Consider the following 20,274-nt stretch of genomic DNA (forward strand, 5'->3'; position numbering starts at 1 on the left):
AACGGCTCCGGACTGTCACAAAACAACACTTCCTGCGTATTATTAACAAAAGGATGTAATTAAAATATACATTAACAGAACATAAAAGTGGAAAAGCCATGAGAAAGACCTTCTTCAATACCCTTCCGATCCTTGCGGCCATCCTCCTGGCCCTCGCCTGCCCCGAAACCATGGGACAAGTCATCTACGGCGGCATATTCAATTCCGTCACGCGCCAACGTATCAGTAACGTGAAAGTGGAACTTATGGACAAGCATTACGTCACCCTCGATTCCATGCGCAACCCCAAAAACAACCGGATAGCCGACCGGCCGTCGGCATGGTTCTTCGATATGGAAAGCCGCCTAGCCCAACCCTACATCCTGCGCTTCAAGGCCGAGGGATATGAAACACAGGACGTGCCCGTGGACTCTTTTACCTTCCGCCGCCGGGAAACGGCACGCTTCATCGCGGATGTTTACATGGAGAAAGCCATCAAGCATAAGACATTAGAGGAAGTGACCGTAAAGGCCACGAAGATAAAGATATATACGCGCGGCGACACGGTGGCCTACAACGCCGACGCTTTCCAACTGGCCGAAGGCTCCATGCTCGATGCGCTCATCCGCCAACTTCCGGGCGTGGAACTGAAAGACGACGGGCGCATCCTCGTCAACGGGCGTTACGTGGAAAACCTGCTGCTCAACGGAGAGGATTTTTTCAAAGGCGAACCTTCCGTCATGCTCGAAAACCTGCCTGCCTACGCGGTCAAGGACGTGAAAGTGTACGACAAAGACGGGGAACTCAGCGAATTTCTCGGAAAGAAGACCGGTGATGAAGAATTGGTCATGGACGTACGCCTGAAACGGGAATACTCCGTGGGATGGTTGGCCAATGCCGAAGGGGCATACGGCACGGAGGAACGCTACCGCGCCCGCCTTTTCGGCCTGCGGTTCACGCCCCACACGCGTTTTTCCGCTTTTGCCAATTTCAACAACATGAACGAGAACCGCCAACCGGGTTACAACGGCGAATGGTCGCCCGCACAACTGACTGGCGGACTGCGCTCGAACAAGAACTTCGGAGTGAACTACATGGTGAACGAGAAGGACGGGAAGTACAAACTGAGCGGCAGCGCATCTTACCTGCACTACGACACGGACGTGCGCTCGCAAACCACCGGCGTGAACTTCCTGCCCGACGGCGACACTTACTCCAAGGAAGCACACGAACAGTTCTACTGCCAAACGTGGTTCAACACTTCGCACACGTTCCAGTTCACTTGGGACAAGGTGTTCCTGAACTTGCAACCATCGTTCAACTGGGGCAAATGGGATGACCGCAACACTTACCTTTCCGGCACGTTCAACACCGATCCCGAACCGTACGCCTCCGGCAACCTGTTGGACAGCCTGGCCTCGCCCGAAGCCGGCGACCTCATGCGCCGCATCGCCATCAACCGCTCCAAGACCGCCCAAAACAACAAAGGTAACAAGACGGACGCTGCCTTCAACGCCTACTCGGCCATCAAGACCGGCATCGCCAACGACAACCTGAACCTTTACGCCAATGTGCGGTACAGCGATTACGAACAACGTTGGTACGAACACTACCGGTTGGACTATCCGGCAGGCGGCGGACAGACGGACTACCGCAACAAATATACCAACGACGACGGCCCTATCCGCAACCTGAACCTCAACACCGGAGGGGAGTATTGGCTTTGGTTTCCTTGCAACCTGGCCATAGTGCCGGGATACAACTACCATTGGCATGACCACACCAAACGTTACGAACTCTACCGGCTCGACGAACTGGCCGGTTGGGAAGAGGACGGCGACCATCCCTTAGGCATGCTGCCCTCCGAAGCGGAACTCCTGCAACAGACGCTAGATGCCCCCAACAGCTATTGGTCTTACCTGACCGATTACTCCCACCGGGGAAGCCTCTATGCCAAATGGGAAGGCAGACCCCGGACATCGGGCGAAGGAACCTGGTGGTACGTGGAAACCCGCCTGCCGCTCATGTACGTATGGCAGACGCTAGACTACCAACGCGAACGGTTGGACACCACCGTCAGCCGCCGACATGTCATGTTCGAGCCAAGTTTCAGGGTCTACGGCCGATGGCACAACTACCAACGGGGCATCGACATCCGCTACAACAAAAGCGTCTCTTTCCCGTCCATGACCTCGTTCATCGACATCCGTTCCACGGACGACCCGTTGAACATCCGCCTGAGCAACACGGGACTAAAGAACTCTCACCAACACAACGTCTCCGTGTACTACTACCTGAACAGCAACCGCAAACAACGCTACTTCAGCACCTACTGGAGTTACTCCATCACACAAGATGCCGTGGCACAGGGATACGTGTACGACAAGACGACGGGCGTGCGCACCTACCGTCCGGAAAACGTAAACGGGAATTACAACATCGGTGGTAACGTGAACTATTCCATGCCGCTCGACAAAGCCCGCCGCCTCACGCTGAACAGCGGACTGTGGTCGCGGCTCTACAATTCGGTGGACCTCATCAGCGTGACGGACGGCATGGCTCCGGCCCGCAGTACCGTACAGACCTACAACTCGGGCGGAAGCCTCAACATGGAATATGCCTTCCCCAAGGACGTGAGAGTGGGCGTGAAAGCCCGCTGCACGTGGAACCACCTGAGCAGTGGCCGGGAGAACTTCACGACCCTCAACACCTACGACTATAATTACGGCCTGATAGCACAGGCCAAACTGCCATGGGACCTGCAATTCAATACCGACCTGACCTTGTACAGCCGACGGGGCTACGGTGAAAGCGGCATGAACACGGACGACATCGTATGGAACGCCACCCTATCGAAGAAACTTCTCAAAAAACGTGTGACGCTCTCCCTTGATGGATTCGATATCCTCGGACAGCTTTCCAACGTCACCCAGACGCTGAACGGGCAAGGACGCTACGAGACGTGGCGCAACGTCATTCCCTGTTATGCCATGCTGCGCCTCACCTACAACTTGGACATCAAACCGGCCAAGCGGAGAGGAGAATAAATAGAAACTTATATACAAAAATCATTTGGCGCAGAACGGAAAATCGTTCTGCGCCAAATGATTTTTCAATCTGCGGCAAACGATTTTCCGTTTGCCGCAGATTTTTTTCAAAGGCTTAAGCGATTGAAAAACAACGTCATGACAAGCCTACATTTTCTTTACAAGCATCCATTCCCGGACGGATGCCTATACCATACACTACCGGAAGAGTCCGTAAGCCTCCCATGCTTCCGTTGTCAGAAGGTGAGCTTCAACGTGGCCATGCCGTAGGGCTTCATCGTCAGCGTCCCGTCCACTATTTGCCCGGGCTGCTCTTCAAGCGTGCAAAGCGACACGGACAACGGACGATGGGCCGGAAAGTCCAAAGCCACCGTCTCTTCCCTGTCCGACACGGAACGCAGGCGGACAATCATCTCGTTGTCTTTCTCCGTGGATTTCAGCACGGTGACATACACGGCACGGTTGTCTACCGAAATGACGGACTTCACGTCCGGATTCTTGTCCGCCGTGACATGTACCAACGGTTGCGCCTGCTCCAAGCCAAAACGGTTGGCGTCTACAGCATCATATCCGCCATGCGGATGAATGCGGTAGCGGAAAGCCACCGGCCCGTCCTGCGTCAGGGGGAAGTTCGTGTGCCAATGGTTGTTCATCGCCCAGGAATACACCGTGGAAGACGGTTCCAGCTTGGTCAGCCAAGGCCCTTGTCCGCCCCATCCCAACGAAATGTTGGCCGTGCGGTCGCCATACTCAAACAAGGGGGCATCCAAAGCACACCATGTCACACCATGAGTGTCGTTCGAAACGTCCAACCAACGTTGCAGGGCCATCCAATTGCGGTTGGCTTGCGGCCACTGGTCTTTCTCCACTTCCATTATCCCCCAAGGGATATCCACTTTCGTCACACCCTGCGGCACGTTGAAACCGAAACCGAAATGTATGCCGTCCTTGTCCAACAGCGGCAACTTGTCTACCACATTGGTGGTCTCCACCCACGGTTGCCCGGCCACCAGACGGACGGTACGTGTCACCGAACGGCAACCTTTCATCATGGACTGCACTTTCAATTCCACCACCAATCCGCCTTGTTCGGTCACCGTGATGGCCTGCACCTTGTCGGCTTCGGGCTTGTTTTCATTGGCCGGCAGCCAACTGCACGAATTGGCCCCTCCGTCCACCGACGCGTCGATATAATTGTAATCCTCTCCGGCACGGGTCAAGGACACGATGTTTCCTGTCTTGCCGTCTATCGTGACACGCACACAACCATTGTCTAACGTATAACCATCTAACTTACAGGTATCGCCTGGCACGGCATCACCTTCCACCACACGGTAGTGGCGCGAACCCAACGCCGGTACATCCGAAGCCCAGAACGCCAGTTCGCCAGTAGACAACCGTTGCGACGGCACAGCATTTCCTGCATCGTCCACCACTTTGTCGCCCTTTTGACTCTCTGAAGCGGACAAAGTAACCAATCCTCCATGCGGCCAAGACAACGTATTAAATACCGCGATGCCACCATTCGACGGTCCTTCGCGCGGCCCCAACGCGCCGTTAGACTTGTCAGTGGCCAAGCCCAACGCCTCGTCCAACAAGGTCATCGAACGGGCTTCTGCTTCATAAAAATAAGATTGCTTTACCTTACTGATCGCTTCATGGAAATACGGTTCCCAAGGATTCTCAAAATCCCACGTATGTTCGGAACCCAAAAGGATGTACCGCCACCCCTCGTCGAACTCGGCACGCGGCGCACAAGCTCCTCCGGCCAGCATCGACCACACCGTCTCGGCCTGCGTGATACGTTCCTTGTTGCGGCGGTTCACTGCGGTAAGCCGTGCGGCCGTACCCAAGCCATCAGTCCAATACTCCGTATAATCACCATGCACCACAGGCAGGCGGTCGCCATATTTTTCCTCCAAAGTCTTCATGACCTCATGGCCGCCGCTAATGACAATCTTGGGATAGGCATATTTCTTGTTCCACTCATTGACAGCGTAAGGCACGTCGGCATCCACCGGATTGTTGTCCCAAAGCGACCAGGACAAGACGATGAAGTCATACGGGTAGTTTTTCTTCTCCAGATCCACAAGCTGCCCGGTAAAATCAACATTGGCACTACCCATTTGGATACGCGCCGGGACCTTACGTGCATTGCGTTGGCCGAACCATGGGCGACCGGTCGTATTGCCCTTGTCCATGCTTCCGCTGTTGGCATATTTTCCCGGTTGGAGAAACAACACCTTGGAATGGCCGTCCGGCCCTACCCACCAGAAAGGAAAACCGTCTATCCCGAAAGAATGGGCATTGCCGCCCCGATCGGTGTTCGGCCATGAGATGACATACTTGATGCCCTCCTGGACCATGACCGGCACCAAGCCCCAAGAGATGCCGGGGATGTCGAACTGTTGGAATACATCCGCAGGCACTCCGGAAAGTCTCTGCAATTCACGTGAGAACTTAAATACGTGGAACAGTTCCTCATCCGAACAAATGCTCGTGTTCAGGTTCAGGTAAGAGGCATCCACGGACAAGCCTCCGCCCTTTATGGAAGCTATAATCTCGTCGCGCATCCCCGGTTCGGAGTTCCACAATCGTTCAATCGGCCAAGTCACCTCGGGATTCCACACAAAACGCGCACCGTCCACATGGCCGACAGTCTCGTGCGAGAGCTTCATACCTTCCTTAACATTCGTCTTATGCAACATCTCCACGTTTTTGTGCGTGTTCGTGTAACCGATGTCCACGTGCGAATGGTCGTAAAGGTACACCGTCCAATGCCGCATCGGTTCCACGGTGACTTTCGTCTTCACTTTCTTTTCGGTTCCGCGCACCGTCAGCGAAACATCCACGGTCTTGTCCACGGGCAAGGCGGAAGGCAACATGACCTCCACTTCTGCCGAATCCTCCGCATCAATGCGGAAAGCGGATGTCTCCTTCAGTTTCCTATACGCCACATCCACACAGACCTCGCCTTTCAATTCAGCCCCCTTCAACCGCACGGCAACGATACGTCCCGGCGAACGGTCTTGTCTATACCCATACAAAGGTTTCACTACACAACTGACCTGTTCCGGAACCACATCGGCATTCACATTGCCCGCCGCCAGAACCGCCAGCATCCCACAAAAAAAAATTCTTTTCATCACATTGATTAGTTTTCATTGTATCGGTCACAAAGTGACAAAAAAAAGACGGGACGGGCAACCAAGCATAACGCAAAAAATACCACATTCTCGCCACACCGTGCGAAAAGCCACCGCAAAGACTTCCTTTATCGACCGATTCTGCCTATCTTTGCCCACACATATACAACAAAACTTAAACATTACCTAATCATGAAACTCAAAAAACGAATGATGACTGGCATGTTGGCCGCCACCCTCGGGGCCATGGTACCGGCGCAGGCACAAACGGCCGAGCCTTCTCCTTACAGCAGTTACCTCTTCGCCTTCTTCTCCAACAATTCCCCTTACGGTGAACAGGTGCGCTATGCACTGAGCGATGACGGATATGACTACACGTCCCTCAACCAAGGGCGTCCGGTCGTGGCCTCGGACACCATCGCCCTGAAGAAAAGCATACGGGACCCGTACATCACAAGAGGCCGGGACGGGAAAACATTTTATATGGTCATGACGGACATGCGCTCGGACGAGGGTTGGCAAAGCAACGACGGACTCATCCTGATGAAGAGCACCGACCTCATCCATTGGCAACACACGGCCATCGACTTCCCCACACGTTTCCCCAACCTGACGGGATTCGACCGCGAAAACCTACATGCCGTTTGGGCGCCTCAAATCATCTGGGACGACGAGGCCGGGAAATATATGATTTATTACTCCATCGGGCGGCACGACTGGGAGTATCCCACGGAAGACCCGAACTTCAAACAGCCTTACTTCAAGCTGTTCTACTCTTACGTGAACGAAGACTTCACGGACATCACGGAGCCGAAACTGCTGTTCGACTTCGGTACGGCCGCCATAGACGGGGACATCGTGTATAACCCGAAAACGAAAGAATACGTGCTGTTCTTCAAAGACGAGGGACGCTCGGTCATGAACAAAGGATTCCGCACGCGGCAGGGCGTGATGCGTGCCACTGCGCCCCGACCCACCGGCCCCTACACCATCGAATGGCGGCACCTGCAAAAAGAGGGGCAATATCCGGTGGAAGGTTCCAGTGTGTTCCCCCTCATCGGTTCGGACGAGTACGTCCTGATGTACGATTGCTACGCACAGGGGTTCTACCAATTCTGCAAGAGCACGAACCTGAAAGATTTCACATTCGTGCAAAACACGAAGACCCACGGCGACTTCACCCCGCGACATGGCTCTGTCATGCACATCACGCAGGCCGAACGGGAACGGTTGGAAGCCTGGTCCGAGCTGAGCACTGCGGTAAACGACCTCCGTACGCGCCCCGTCCCCACGCTGACGCTGAAACAACTTGAACGCCGCCCGGCCTTGTTGGCCGAAGCCCAAAAAGTGCTCGACACCGTATCCGACCCCGAAACCATGGTGGCCATGACAAAGAAACTGGAAAAGTTCAAATGAAAACTCTCACATACAAACGCAGACGACCGAAATCCCAGTCGGGATTTCGGTCGCTTTATGCCATACCTACAAGTATTTTCCTTATTACATCATAGCTTATCACCGCATGCCCACAGGCATCTACGGCAAGCTACAGTCCCGTTCCGAACCTCTCAACCGGCGACCAACCGTCCACCCAACGGATGACCGGAGTACTATCGGCTTCAAAATCTATCGGCAACCATATATGACGGGAATTTTTCAGGCTCCGGGGATTCCAACGGTCGGCCATGAACACGAAACCATCCTCCGTGCCTTCCACCTTAAAAATATACGTGCCTTGCGTATGGAAAGACTTCTTGGCATCTTTCCCGACAAAAGGGGAAGGCAACTGTTCCCACGGCCCCCACAACGAAGTGGCCTTGAACATGCGGGCTTCATTCGGTGCCCAACCCGTGCAACCGCTCGTAATCATCCAATACACACCGTCACGCTTAAAAATGGCCGGAGCCTCGTTTTGCCCGCCCGGCGCGACACGCACATACCGTCCGGTATAGTCCAAATAATCATCTGTCAACTCCGCAATGTTCAACGTCAGGTTCTCTTCTGCCGAATAAATATGATATGCCTTACCGTCATCGTCCACGTACACGGTCATGTCCCGGCTCATCTGTCCGCCCGGTACGTCGCGTGCCAAAAGCAGCCCCTCACGAATCGCCTCACGCCACTCCGGAGTCCACCATTCCTTATAGTCCGATTCCTTCAGCTTCTTAGCCTTGCGGATGTCGCGGCGTGAAAAGTCCACCGGCCATTTGCCCGCATTCGGGCGCAAAGAACGGATAAACCGGAAAGGGCCAACCGGAGAATCGCTCTCGGCAAAGCCCACACGGGCAGCCGCATAGCCTTGCCCTTTCAACTCCAAATGGAACAGCATGACGAATTTCCCCGTCTTGGGGTTGCGCACCACCTTGGGACGTTCCATGATGCATCCCCGTTCTATGTCGTGCCCGGCTTCATCGGAAACAGCCAAAGCCACTCCTTCGTCTTCCCAATTCATCAGGTCGGAAGAAGAATAGACCTCTACGCCTACTTCGGTGGTAAACCCGCGTGCAGGCCGGTTCTCGCCATACCAATAATACTTGCCTTCATGGAACAACAGGCCGCCCCCGTGGGCATTGATGTGCTCTCCTTTCCGATCCGGCCATTCCTGACCTGGACGGATTTCATCCAAAGCCTGAGCTTCCACCGCCGCCACCATGGCGCACAGGAAGAAAGCCAAGCCCAAAATTCGCTTCAATTTCATTTTTCTTATTGTCATTAGGTTTTTACCTCATTTCCATCAGGGTTCTATTTCATACCACGAGCCTTGTAAATACGCTCCTTCGCATTGTTGATTTGTTGGAATTTCTCTTCCGCAGCCCGCCGCACATCTTCTCCTAACGTCGCCACGCGGTCGGGATGATGTTTCAGGGCCAATTTGCGGAAAGCCTTGCGCACCTCTTCGTCCGTGGCGGACGGCTCTATTTCCAGTACTTTATAGGCATCTGCCAAAGATTCGCCTTTCAAGTTGAGCATAGAATCCACCTCTCCGGCAGACAACTCCATGGCCAAAGCCACTTCCCGCAACGCCGTTATCTCTTCCGCACATACGTTTCCGTCGCTTTGTGCAATCCTTACCAAGAAATTCAGCAGCTGCAATCGTTCACCATAGTTCAGATGCGCGGCAATCTGTCTGCCACAATCGAAAATCATATCCCGAAATGCCACAGGGGACACTCCGTCCAACCGTTTGGCCTCATCGAAGAGCTTCAGCAAAATTTGTTCCCCCTCCTCTACTGCGGCTTCCCCGAAATTCGCACGAAGGAAGCGACGGACGAATTCCATTTCGCTGTGCATGATTTTCCGGTCTGCCCGCATCACGTAAGAGGCCATCACCAACATCGAAAACAAAAAGCTGTTCCGCCGCCCCTGTTCGTATCGGCCTCGCCCCGCCTCATCCGCTTGCAAATCCTCTTGCATGCCTACAGCCTGCTTGTCAAACCACGAACCGATAAAATAACCGGCCAGTGCACCCAACGGCCCCATCGTCATGAACCCCATCGCACTACCTATCCATTTTCCCACTCCCATATTCTATTCATTTTTTATTCGGAAATCCCTAACCATGGAAGACGGGCACAAAGACGCATGAAAACACCGTTTTACGATTTGGCCATGCCAACCTGTCCCCGACCTTCGTACGGACAAAGATATGAAGTTTTTCGCAGAAGACAGGAAAAACGTCCCCTTTTTCTTTCCACACCGACTGCGGCACACTGTCCTCGGACAGCAACAAGCAAAAAAGGAGAAAGGGAGAACGCCCACCCACGAACATTCTCCCTTTCACATTATAATAGGTTTCCGTAAACCGTCCGGCTTACATCATGCCGCCCATGCCACCCATTCCGGGAGCACCCATCGGCATATCGGCTTTTTCTTCCTTCTTGTCGCAGATGACACATTCGGTAGTCAAGAACATGCCGGCAATAGAAGCTGCATTCTCCAAAGCCACACGAGTCACCTTGGCTGGGTCGATGATACCGCTAGCTTTCATGTTCTCGTATTTGTCCTCACGGGCATTGTAACCGAAGTCGCCTTCAGCCTGGCGTACTTTTTCTACAACCACCGAACCTTCCAGACCTGCGTTCTCCACAATCTGGCGGAGAGGTTCTTCGATGGCGCGTTTTACGATATTGATACCTGTGGTTTCGTCTGCATTGGCACCCTCCAAGCCTTCCAAAGCCTTGATGGCGCGGATATATGCCACACCGCCGCCCGGGATGATACCTTCCTCGATAGCTGCACGCGTTGCGCACAAGGCATCGTCCACACGGTCTTTCTTTTCTTTCATTTCCACCTCACTCGGTGCACCGACATAGAGCACAGCCACACCACCGCTCAACTTAGCCAGACGCTCCTGCAACTTCTCTTTGTCGTAGTCGCTGGTAGAGTTGGCAATCTCATTCTTAATCTGATTGACACGATCCTTGATGAGTTCGCTCTGTCCGTGACCGTTAACGATGGTCGTGTTATCCTTAGAGATAGTCACCTTGTCGCAAGTACCCAACATTTCGATGGTAGCCTGCTCCAACTTCAAGCCCTTCTCTTCGCTGATGACCACACCGCCCGTCAACACGGCAATATCTTCCAACATGGCCTTGCGGCGGTCGCCGAAGCCCGGAGCTTTCACGGCACAAATCTTCAACTGGCTACGCAGACGGTTCACCACCAAAGTAGTCAACGCCTCGCTGTCTACGTCTTCCGCAATCACCAACAACGGGCGACCGCTTTGTACTGCCGGTTCGAGGATAGGCAGGAAATCCTTCAAGTTGGAAATCTTCTTGTCGTAAATCAAGATGTAAGGATTCTCCATCACGCACTCCATCTTCTCCGTATCGGTCACGAAATAAGCCGACAAGTAGCCACGGTCGAACTGCATGCCTTCCACCACACCGATAGTAGTGTCGCGTCCCTTAGCCTCTTCGATAGTAATCACACCGTCCTTGCTGACTTTCTTCATAGCTTCGGCCAAAAGTTTCCCGATTTCCGGGTCATTGTTGGCACTGACGGTAGCCACTTGTTCTATCTTGTTGTAATCGTCGCCCACTTGTTCAGCCTGACCTTTGATATGCTCTACGACTTTGGCCACGGCCTTGTCGATACCGCGCTTCAAGTCCATCGGGTTCGCACCGGCAGCCACGTTCTTCAAGCCCACGCTCACGATGCTTTGTGCCAATACGGTAGCCGTGGTCGTTCCGTCACCGGCATCGTCGCCTGTTTTGCTAGCCACGCTCTTGACCAACTGCGCACCTGCGTTTTCAAACGCATCGGCCAACTCAATTTCCTTGGCTACGGTCACGCCGTCTTTCGTAATATGCGGCGCACCGAATTTCTTTTCGATAATGACGTTACGTCCTTTCGGGCCGAGAGTTACCTTTACCGCATTGGCCAACTGATCCACTCCGTTCTTCATCAGTTCACGGGCTTCTATGTTGAATTTAATATCTTTTGCCATGATTTTAGTCCTTTCTTTTGTCTATTATATATTAATGTATAAAACGAAAAATTATGCCAACACAGCCACCACGTCGCTCTGTCGCATAATCAAATATTTCTTGCCTTCGAATTCCAGTTCCGTACCGGCATACTTACCGTACAGCACGGTATCGCCTTCCTTCAAGACCATCTCTTCGTCTTTCGTACCTTTACCCACTGCAACGATAGTACCTTGCAACGGTTTTTCCTTGGCGGTGTCGGGAATGATAATACCACCTACTGTCTTCGTCTCTGCCGGAGCCGGTTCAATCAGCACACGGTCTGCTAATGGTTTAATGCTCATAATGGATAAATTTTATAATTGTACATTTTAAAAATTCTACTCCAATCCATACGAAAAACATGCCAAAACACCACGACTGACACTTTGGCACACTTTTACCATGTACAGCCCCGAAATACGGCAGACTTTCTGCCAACCTTGCCTCCGCAGTTTTTTGTGTCCAAATCAGTAGAAAAGCCCTTTATATGAAATTTATTCCGTACTTTTGCAGAAAGCAACAAACGATGAAACTACGACTGACCTATCTTGCCGTATTCCTCATAATACTTTCCGCACTGACATTCCTTCCCAAAACGGGAGGCTATATCTGGCAACCGGAAATCATCAACCCGTTGTCTGCTTTGCTGTTTACGCTATTGGTCTATCTGACCGGCCACATCGCCCACTCTGCCCAAAGTTCCGTCGGAATCCTTTGCACGGCCATGTTTGTCCTGCTCTTCTGTCCGGACTCGCACGAGTTCTTCAACCGTGACGAGACAGCCGTCATGACCCTCTCGTCCACTTGCATCGTCCCGTTCTTCATTTCTCAATATACCCGTATTTCCAGTAAAAATTTCAAATACGGCTACTTCCTGATGTTGTTGATGGGTATCTTTTGCAGCTATACGCACGACAGCATCACGATTCCGCTTTGTGCCAGTTTCCTCACACTGTCCTATTTGCAGCGCGACCGGCTGTTCCGTCTGGCCTGTTGGCCCATGGTCATAGGTTTTGCCATCGGCACCACACTTTGCCTTTTGCAGTCCACCTTTTGGAAACAGTCATCGTGGAACGACCTGACCGCCTTGTCTTCCCAAACGGCAGACGGTTTCACCCAACTGTGGGAGACCAAAGTCTTCATGTTCGCCACCCTGCTCACCATTTATTTCTTGTCTTCACGGAAAAAACGGAAACGGCTATGGCGCATCTCCCGCGAGCACAAGCTTCTGACTTATTGCCTGTTGTATTCTTTCTGCGCTATTCCTTTTGCTCCGTTGGGAATAGACAGTGCCATCTCCGGCGTATGTTTCTTTTGCATGTTCTGGGCGTTGTTCCTGTTCCAACAGCTTTTAGTCCTGTTTCGCGAACACCGCCGCAAGAAACTCAAATCACGAACCTGAGCGGTCAACGTTCCGGCATCTGCCACTCTTCGAGCTCGTAAACAGCTTCCACGGCCTCTTCCACACTGTCCGGCAAAGACGGGAAAAAATCTATCCCCGTGATGCGTTCCACTTCGTCCACCGAATTGACATACGCATCAAGCGGACGGTTCCCCGACTTATTCTTATAGATAAAGCCGATGGCCTTCAGCGGCTCCGGACAAAACACAACCTTATAGAAAGCCTCTGGCACCGTAACCCGGCTTTGGCCGATATGCCTGTGCTGTCCACGATAGAGGACAGGCCCGGCCACCACATACAGCAGCCCGTTTTCCATCGTCCAGTCGCGGCAAGCTTCTTCCAACTCTTTCCAGTCGCCCCGGTTCAGGTTATGGTCTTGCGGGCAAACGTTCGTCATGTAAAAGCTTTCCCGCATGGCTTGTTCGTCCCATTTGTTGTCTGCCGCCGGACAAAGGTGCCCACGGTCATAGCCCGACCGCCTGTAGTCTTCCGTCGTCACGGGATTTGCCACTTCGGGGTCGGGCAGGAACTTGTCGTAACGGCTCACCGCCTCCTCGAAACGTTCGGGTGTCAATGTCCAGGCTACCCAGTTCGGTATCTTGGTCTCCGCATTATAAGATACCGTATACCCCGTATGGCGAATCACCTGGCTGTTTCGTTCCTGAACCAGTTCCGGCAATCCCGGCTCCATATCCCCCGAACCGGACGAAGGACTGCTACCGAAAACCTGTCCGTCCGTTGCCTCCGGTAAGAACCTGCATCCCGTCCACTGTCCCACGTAACCACGCAAGCGGTCGTAACCACCCGTCAATACCACTACGGCAGCCGCCAAGCCGCCGATTATCATTTTCAGTTTCATTTTTCCGATTTCAATTTGTTTATTTCCGGTTTAAGATTTCCGTACCTTGGGACGACGGAGCGTACGCACCCAAGACTTATCCCATTCCGCCACGCGGAAGGAATCCACGATTTTCTGTATGGCCTTGTTTTGCGTCTCGTCGTCCAACCGCCCTCCGGCCAACAACGGACGCGTCTTATCCGGGTATTTGGCAAAGCAGACTGACACCGCCCATGCTACCGCCATGGACGCGTAATATCCGCTTGGACGCACTGCCGCGCAGGCCTCCAACACGCGGTCTATAAAATCGTCCGTGACGAAATGTGCCAAAAGCATCACTACGGCAAAACGTTGGGAGAATACGTCCCCGCTATATAAATAAGGTTGCAGGAACGCCCATACCTCCTCACGGTGTTTTCGCACGAACTTGAATCCCGAACAAGGGGAATCACACAAAGCCCAATCGTTGATTTTACGCACATAGGTAGCCATGCGTTCCATCTGCTCCTCAAACGGCATCCGCGCCACGCCCGTCACGTAACCCTGCAACATGACTTCTTCGAACGTGTCGTCCACTGCCTCCTCCAAATAAGTACGCCAATCCCCCTTGGCAATCTCCTTGGCCAACGCCCGCAATACGGGCAGACGCACACCGACCACCGGGCGGGTGCCAGGCATCAACGAAGTCACAAAAGCAGCATACCGGGCATCGGCATGCACCGCCAAAAAGTCTTTGATTTCTTGACAAACCATAGACGCAACCTTTTTTATTCGTCCTTGGAATCTGCTATCCCATTCAATTTTTTCTTCACCACGGCCGGGCAACCGGCAGCAAGGGAATCATCGGGAATGTCTTTCACCACCACGCTCCCGGCAGCGATAATACAACGGTTCCCGATGGTCACTCCCGGGCAGACCACCACGCCGCCTCCCAACCAACAGTCCTCACCCACGGTGATGGGATAGGCCGTCTCTTTCGGTTCGCGACGCTCCACGTAATCCATCGGATGCTGGGGCGTGTAAAACTGGCAGCAAGGCCCCACCTTCGTGTTCTTCCCGATGCGGATGTAACCGGCATCGAGCATCACGCAATTATAATTCACGAACACGTTTTCACCTAACACGATGCCCGTGCCATGGTCGCAGTGGAACGGGGGGCATACCGTAGAATCCTGAGGGATTCCGGGAATCAGTTCCTCAATCGTACCACGGTAGCGTTCGTCGTAAATATCCATGGTTTGCAAACACGTACATAGTTTTTTGGCACGCCGAAGACTTTCCTGCACCTCCGCATCAGAGAAACAATAAAGTTCTTCGCTACGCATCTTCTCCATTTCAGTCTTCATATTTCATCTTTTATTTTGTTCTTCATTTTCTGCCTGCCGCCTGCCTGCTCCACGCCATCCGGCCTCATCCAGAATACAGCCAAAAGTCCTCTTCAAACGTTTCGGCTGAGAACCGAAAATCAATCTGCGCCAAATGAAAAATCATTCGGCTGAGATTGAAAAATCATTTGGCGCAGATTGAAACGGCTTTCTTAACCATCTCATTTTCAGGGTTGGTTTTCTTCGTTCCAATAGCCACTGTACGAAATACTCTGCGCATTGCTCGGAATCAAGATAATATCCGCCCTGCCGCCCTCGTATCCCGTCACGGTAAACTTATACACTACCGGCACCTTGCGCACGCTGAACTCCACACGCTTCCCCTTATCGCCCACGTCACGGGTCTTGACATCCTTTGCCGGAAGGGCGAAACGCAGGCCGTCGTCGTTCAATGCCGGTTGGTATACCCTTCCCATATAAGGCAAATACACAAAAGCGGAATCATTACGCAATGCCACCCCGTAGCCATACGAAAGCGTACGTGCCGGATAAGACACCGGCATCATATACGTCACGTCCACATTGAAACTGTCGGCATCGAAAGGTTTGGTGTCCTGCGCTCTCGACAGATCAGGGCACAAACCCCAAAAAATAACAAAAAAACAATACTTCGTCCTCATACCTGCCTCCTTATCCGCAAAATAAAAAAACGGCCTTTGCTGTTTGACTATAAAGTAACAACAAAGGCCGTTAAGTTGTATCGCAAAGGACTATTTTTTAATGATATTTATCATCTCGTCCGGTGTCAGGAGCGACTGTTCTCCCGTCTCCATGTTTTTCAGTGTGACTTTCCCCTCATTCATTTCATTCTCGCCGACTATCGCCACGAAAGGCACCGCCTTGGCATTGGCATAGCTCATCTGTTTTTTCATCTTGGCACTGTCGGGATAAATCTCACAACGCACTCCGGCTCGGCGCGCCTGTGCCATGACGGGCAGGCAATAAGCCGCCTCGGCCGCGCCGAAATTCACGAAGAGCAACTCCGTGCCCGTGACAGTCTCCTTCGGATAAAGATCGAGTTGGTTCAGCACGTCGAAGATGCGGTCTGCCCCGAACGAGATGCCCACGCCGCTCACTCCCGGCATGCCGAAAATGCCTGTCAAGTTATCGTAACGGCCTCCTCCGGTGATACTGCCGATTTCCACATCCAAAGCTTTCACCTCGAAAATGCAACCGGTGTAATAGTTCAGCCCCCGGGCCAAAGTCAAATCTAGCTCCACCGCGTTCCGCAGTCCTAAAGCCGATAATGTGTCGAGCACGAACTCACATTCCGCAATGCCCTTCAAACCGGTCTCGCTCCCGGCCAGGACGTCCTTCATCACGGCCAGCTTCTCCTTGTTCGTTCCGCTCAGGCTGATGATGGGCTGCAAACGAGCCACGGCCTCGTCACTGAGACCACCGGCCTTCAGTTCGGCATTCACATTGTCAAGCCCTATCTTGTCCAGTTTGTCGATGGCCACGGTGATATCCACAATCTTGTCCGCCGCCCCAATCATCTCGGCAATACCCGTCAGGATCTTGCGGTTATTCAATTTGATGCATACCCGTATGCCGAATTGGGTGAATACCGTATCCACGATCTGCATCAGTTCCACTTCGTTCAGCAAAGAATCGCTGCCCACCACGTCGGCATCACATTGGTAAAATTCCCTGTAACGCCCCTTTTGCGGCCGGTCGGCACGCCACACAGGCTGTATCTGGTAACGCTTGAAAGGCATGGTCAGTTCGTCACGGTGCTGTACCACATAACGGGCAAAAGGCACGGTCAGGTCATAACGCAGCCCTTTCTCACACAGGCGGGCCGCCAACCTGTTCGTGTTCGCCTCACCCAATTCCTCCGTCGCCACTCCGGAAAGGAAATTGCCGGAATTCAATATTTTGAAAAGCAACTTGTCTCCCTCCTCGCCGTATTTGCCCATCAGCGTGGAGAGGTTCTCCATGGCAGGTGTCTCGATTTGTTGGAAACCATACAAAGCGTAAACGCCTCGGATGGTGTCGAATATATAATTGCGTTTCGCCATCTCCACAGGCGAAAAATCACGTGTACCTTTAGGTATTCCGGGTTTCGTAGCCATATTCTGTCTCCTTTTTATGATTCCTGCGCAAAATTACACTTTTTTTTCATACAACTTGCCATACGGCCCGGAGATAATACGCCGTAATATAGTTTGCATCCGTTTTTATTTCTAACTTTGCACGAGATTAAAAGCATTCAAGCGTATGAAGTTTTTTCGAAAATCCGCACCGGAAAAAATGGAGCAACCTGACTCGCCCATACCGACTGTCTCCACGGACATCACGTCCACTACAACCCCGAACCTTACCCCTGAAGAAACCGCCCGACAGTGGTTTGCCGAAAAGTTCGGTACAGACATGCCTGAAGAGGTGACGCGGATGTTCCGCCAAATCGCACAGGCTGAAGCCAAACGGCAAAAGGACGGAGAACAGGCGCTCGCTCCCATCGAACTGAAACGCATACAAGACAGCATGAGGCTCTACAAGACCAAGCTGACCAACATTGCGCAAACCCTGGGCGGGCTACAAGCACAGAAAGAATGGCTGCACAAGTTCAAGGAACTGAACGCCACGTTGGAAAAGTACAGGCAAGCCTTTTTCGAAAGCAACAAGAACTACAACGCCCACCTGAAAGAAATCAGGGAACTGGAACGCTTTGAGACTTTTGAAGCGGTGCTAGGCAACTACCAACGCATCAAGGCGAAAGAAAACGTCCTCCACTTCATACGCAAAGGCAGTGCTTTGCATGCAGAAAAACTGACGGAAGCCTTATCGGCAGACAAGGCAAACCAAAAAAAGGCGGAAACCGAAAACAAGAAATACCAGGAAGCATGGCACAACTTGCAACAGATACAGAAAACGCTGGCCGAAGGTTACCGCCTGCAAGCCGCCTTGCGGTTCCACGACGCTGACCTGAAAGAACTATCCGACTACAAAGAACGAATCGAGCAAGCACTCTCCACAGTACAAAAACAAGGTAAAGAAACAGCGGAAGAACTAAAAAAGAACAAGGAACAAGCGGCACAGCAACAACAGCAGTTGCAGAACTTGGAATCGTTACAAAGCATGTTGGAAAAGGGGGAGGCCATACAGACACGCCTGAACTTCCTGCAATCCCGTAAAAAACGCAAAGAACAGTTGCAAACCGTGCTCGAAAGGACACTCAGGAAACAGCACGAACAAGACGAGAAACTGAACAAGCTGTTCCTATCCTCACAAGGCATCGACGCACAAATCAACACGTTGCAAAGCGAGCTGCAAGTACACCAGAAAAGCATCGTGGGCATGAACAGCTACAACCTGCAGCAACGGGCCATGGACCTGAAAAGCAAAAAGGAAATGCTGACGAACGCCACACGGCTGTGGAAACAAATTGCGGAAGGATACAACCGCGTAGACGAAAAAAGCCAGGAAATCATGCGCATGCGCCATCATAATGATGCCCTGAAAACGCAAATAGCCAAACTGGAACCCGAAACGGCCGGACTTCAAAGGCAATGCGAGGAACTGAAATACGCCTATACCCTCAGCAAAAGCCAAGATGTCATGCAGCTGCGAAAGGATTTGCAGGAGGGGGTCAGTTGCAGTGTATGCGGCGCAACACACCATCCCTACCATTCCGACACGCTTTTGGAACAAAGCAAACTCATCGGGGAAATCAAAATCGATTTCGAACAGGCCGCCACGGAACTGAAACACAAACAAACCCTCTTGGACGAGCTGAGAAAGGAACAGGCCGCAGAGGAAGGGCGCATCGAAATGTGCCATCAGGCTTTGGAGACCTACAAACAAATATTGCAGGACCACGTGGCACACTGGGAAGACTTCGTTGCCCTGGACCGTTCCTTTAAAGACTGTTCCGCCAGTACGAACTTCGAGGGGCGACGCATCATGTTGCAACAGCTCATGGAAAAGACGGGAGTGGATGCCGAGGATGCCCAAAAAGAACTGGACACGTTCAATTACCACCAGTCCAACATCAACGCTCTCAACGAAAAAATCGCCCTGAAAGAACAGGAAAAGAATGACATTGCCGTACGGCTGAACGAAGTGAATACGGGTTGCCAGATCGTGGCCTACCGGGTGGAACAACTGCAACAATCCCTGTCGCGCACCAACGGACAATACAGCGAGCTGTTCGAGGAAATCGACAAGATGATGGCCATCTCCAACTGGTATAAAGTATGGACGGAAAACCCCGAGAACCTAAGAATCTATATCCAACAACAGATGGAACGTTGGTTCAATCTGAAAAAAGACATGGCCAAAACCAAAAACGAAACCATCCGCCTACAAACCTTACAGGAAACAACGGACCGGCACATACAGGCATTGGGCAAACAACGGGACTTCATCAACGGAAAAATAGAGCGGATGTCGGAATTCCGGAACCAAATACACGAACAATTATACAAGATGTTCCCGGACGGCGATGTGGAAGACTACAACAAAACAGTATTCAGTACCTTATATTCTTTGGAAGAACAAAAGGAACAGGCCAGGAGCAAAGCAGACGAGACGCATGCCCAGGCTGCCCGACACCAAGGTTACAACCAACGTATGACCGACACGGCCCAGGAACTCGAAACGCAAATCGCCCAAGAGCGTTCGGAACTGGATATTTGGATAAGGAAATACAATGCCCTGCACTCTCCCGTACAGTTCTCCGAACTGGAACAGACATTCAACAGCACGACCGACTGGAATGCCCTGAGGCAGGAAATCAGAACCCTCACGCTCCACAACATGATGGCCGAAGCACGGGCTGACGAAGCCCGCCTGGCCCTGGCCGCCCATCAAGTAAACGCCCTTTCACAAGGGCAGGACAAGGAAGACCGCACAGCAGCGCTGAACACTGAGATAGCACGGTTGGAAAGCGAACAGGAAAATATCCTTGTACAAATAGCCGGATGCCAAGCCAAACTGGAAGCCCACGAAACCGCATTGCGGAAGTTAGCCGCCGGACAGGATTCTTCTATCACATCATAAAG

General features: G+C 52.4%; 14 protein-coding genes. 4 read left to right on the plus strand and 10 right to left on the minus strand.

Annotation, left to right across the window (positions count from 1 at the left end):
* Positions 1–98: 98 nt before the first annotated feature.
* Positions 99–3,026 carry an outer membrane beta-barrel protein gene (locus AC5RDV_RS10125; protein WP_282747901.1) on the plus strand — a complete coding sequence of 976 codons (2,928 nt, stop codon included), beginning with the start codon at positions 99–101 and terminating at the stop codon, positions 3,024–3,026.
* 236 nt (positions 3,027–3,262) lie between these two features.
* Here the strand turns inward: AC5RDV_RS10125 and AC5RDV_RS10130 are convergent, their stop codons facing one another.
* Complete coding sequence (locus AC5RDV_RS10130) at positions 3,263–6,172, minus strand: glycoside hydrolase family 38 C-terminal domain-containing protein (RefSeq protein ID WP_282747900.1); 2,910 nt, start codon at positions 6,170–6,172, stop codon at positions 3,263–3,265.
* 192 nt (positions 6,173–6,364) lie between these two features.
* On the opposite strand from AC5RDV_RS10130, the gene AC5RDV_RS10135 reads away from it, so the two are divergent.
* Complete coding sequence (locus tag AC5RDV_RS10135; protein WP_008626868.1) at positions 6,365–7,588, plus strand: glycoside hydrolase family 43 protein; 1,224 nt, start codon at positions 6,365–6,367, stop codon at positions 7,586–7,588.
* A 130-nt stretch (positions 7,589–7,718) separates the two neighbouring features.
* Here the strand turns inward: AC5RDV_RS10135 and AC5RDV_RS10140 are convergent, their stop codons facing one another.
* The 4 genes from AC5RDV_RS10140 to AC5RDV_RS10155 form a co-directional block, all read right to left on the minus strand.
* Complete coding sequence (locus tag AC5RDV_RS10140) at positions 7,719–8,870, minus strand: glycoside hydrolase family 43 protein (RefSeq protein ID WP_282747899.1); 1,152 nt, start codon at positions 8,868–8,870, stop codon at positions 7,719–7,721.
* Positions 8,871–8,914: 44 nt separating this feature from the next.
* Positions 8,915–9,697, minus strand: a complete 783-nt coding sequence (locus AC5RDV_RS10145; RefSeq protein ID WP_276787817.1) for a DnaJ domain-containing protein — start codon at positions 9,695–9,697, stop codon at positions 8,915–8,917.
* 286 nt (positions 9,698–9,983) lie between these two features.
* A complete protein-coding gene (gene groL, locus AC5RDV_RS10150; protein ID WP_008623033.1) occupies positions 9,984–11,621 on the minus strand; it encodes a chaperonin GroEL in 1,638 nt (545 codons plus the stop codon).
* A gap of 51 nt (positions 11,622–11,672) precedes the next feature.
* On the minus strand, positions 11,673–11,945 hold the full coding sequence (locus AC5RDV_RS10155; protein WP_008623034.1) for a co-chaperone GroES: 273 nt from the start codon (positions 11,943–11,945) through the stop codon (positions 11,673–11,675).
* 224 nt (positions 11,946–12,169) lie between these two features.
* On the opposite strand from AC5RDV_RS10155, the gene AC5RDV_RS10160 reads away from it, so the two are divergent.
* A complete protein-coding gene (locus AC5RDV_RS10160) occupies positions 12,170–13,045 on the plus strand; it encodes a hypothetical protein (protein ID WP_282747898.1) in 876 nt (291 codons plus the stop codon).
* A 4-nt stretch (positions 13,046–13,049) separates the two neighbouring features.
* Here the strand turns inward: AC5RDV_RS10160 and AC5RDV_RS10165 are convergent, their stop codons facing one another.
* The 5 genes from AC5RDV_RS10165 to hisS all read right to left on the minus strand — a co-directional run bounded on the left by AC5RDV_RS10165 (position 13,050) and on the right by hisS (position 17,343).
* Positions 13,050–13,904, minus strand: coding sequence for a DNA/RNA non-specific endonuclease (locus AC5RDV_RS10165; protein ID WP_282747897.1), 855 nt, complete (start codon positions 13,902–13,904; stop codon positions 13,050–13,052).
* Between the two features lie 30 nt (positions 13,905–13,934).
* Positions 13,935–14,636, minus strand: coding sequence for a DNA alkylation repair protein (locus AC5RDV_RS10170; protein ID WP_282747896.1), 702 nt, complete (start codon positions 14,634–14,636; stop codon positions 13,935–13,937).
* Between the two features lie 14 nt (positions 14,637–14,650).
* A complete protein-coding gene (locus tag AC5RDV_RS10175; protein ID WP_282747895.1) occupies positions 14,651–15,229 on the minus strand; it encodes a sugar O-acetyltransferase in 579 nt (192 codons plus the stop codon).
* Between the two features lie 206 nt (positions 15,230–15,435).
* Positions 15,436–15,888: a DUF4251 domain-containing protein gene (locus tag AC5RDV_RS10180; RefSeq protein ID WP_282747894.1), complete on the minus strand. Its 453-nt coding sequence runs from the start codon at positions 15,886–15,888 to the stop codon at positions 15,436–15,438.
* Between the two features lie 90 nt (positions 15,889–15,978).
* Positions 15,979–17,343 (minus strand): histidine--tRNA ligase, encoded by a 1,365-nt coding sequence (hisS, locus tag AC5RDV_RS10185; RefSeq protein WP_282747893.1) that lies wholly within the window; start codon positions 17,341–17,343, stop codon positions 15,979–15,981.
* Between the two features lie 145 nt (positions 17,344–17,488).
* Here hisS and AC5RDV_RS10190 point away from each other — a divergent pair, with 145 nt between their 5' ends.
* On the plus strand, positions 17,489–20,272 hold the full coding sequence (locus AC5RDV_RS10190) for a coiled-coil domain-containing protein (protein ID WP_282747892.1): 2,784 nt from the start codon (positions 17,489–17,491) through the stop codon (positions 20,270–20,272).
* Positions 20,273–20,274 lie beyond the last annotated feature (2 nt).

Source organism: Paraprevotella sp., from assembly GCF_986071375.1.

What these genes read in the sequence shown, in the direction of transcription:
- AC5RDV_RS10155 (WP_008623034.1), bottom strand. Translation starts at nt 11,945, where the DNA reads ATGAGCATTAAACCATTAGCAGACCGTGTGCTGATTGAACCGGCTCCG.
- AC5RDV_RS10125 (WP_282747901.1), top strand. Translation starts at nt 99, where the DNA reads ATGAGAAAGACCTTCTTCAATACCCTTCCGATCCTTGCGGCCATCCTC.
- AC5RDV_RS10190 (WP_282747892.1), top strand. Translation starts at nt 17,489, where the DNA reads ATGAAGTTTTTTCGAAAATCCGCACCGGAAAAAATGGAGCAACCTGAC.
- AC5RDV_RS10165 (WP_282747897.1), bottom strand. Translation starts at nt 13,904, where the DNA reads ATGAAACTGAAAATGATAATCGGCGGCTTGGCGGCTGCCGTAGTGGTA.
- AC5RDV_RS10135 (WP_008626868.1), top strand. Translation starts at nt 6,365, where the DNA reads ATGAAACTCAAAAAACGAATGATGACTGGCATGTTGGCCGCCACCCTC.
- hisS (WP_282747893.1), bottom strand. Translation starts at nt 17,343, where the DNA reads ATGGCTACGAAACCCGGAATACCTAAAGGTACACGTGATTTTTCGCCT.
- groL (WP_008623033.1), bottom strand. Translation starts at nt 11,621, where the DNA reads ATGGCAAAAGATATTAAATTCAACATAGAAGCCCGTGAACTGATGAAG.
- AC5RDV_RS10160 (WP_282747898.1), top strand. Translation starts at nt 12,170, where the DNA reads ATGAAACTACGACTGACCTATCTTGCCGTATTCCTCATAATACTTTCC.
- AC5RDV_RS10130 (WP_282747900.1), bottom strand. Translation starts at nt 6,172, where the DNA reads ATGAAAAGAATTTTTTTTTGTGGGATGCTGGCGGTTCTGGCGGCGGGC.
- AC5RDV_RS10145 (WP_276787817.1), bottom strand. Translation starts at nt 9,697, where the DNA reads ATGGGAGTGGGAAAATGGATAGGTAGTGCGATGGGGTTCATGACGATG.
- AC5RDV_RS10175 (WP_282747895.1), bottom strand. Translation starts at nt 15,229, where the DNA reads ATGAAGACTGAAATGGAGAAGATGCGTAGCGAAGAACTTTATTGTTTC.
- AC5RDV_RS10140 (WP_282747899.1), bottom strand. Translation starts at nt 8,870, where the DNA reads ATGAAATTGAAGCGAATTTTGGGCTTGGCTTTCTTCCTGTGCGCCATG.
- AC5RDV_RS10180 (WP_282747894.1), bottom strand. Translation starts at nt 15,888, where the DNA reads ATGAGGACGAAGTATTGTTTTTTTGTTATTTTTTGGGGTTTGTGCCCT.
- AC5RDV_RS10170 (WP_282747896.1), bottom strand. Translation starts at nt 14,636, where the DNA reads ATGGTTTGTCAAGAAATCAAAGACTTTTTGGCGGTGCATGCCGATGCC.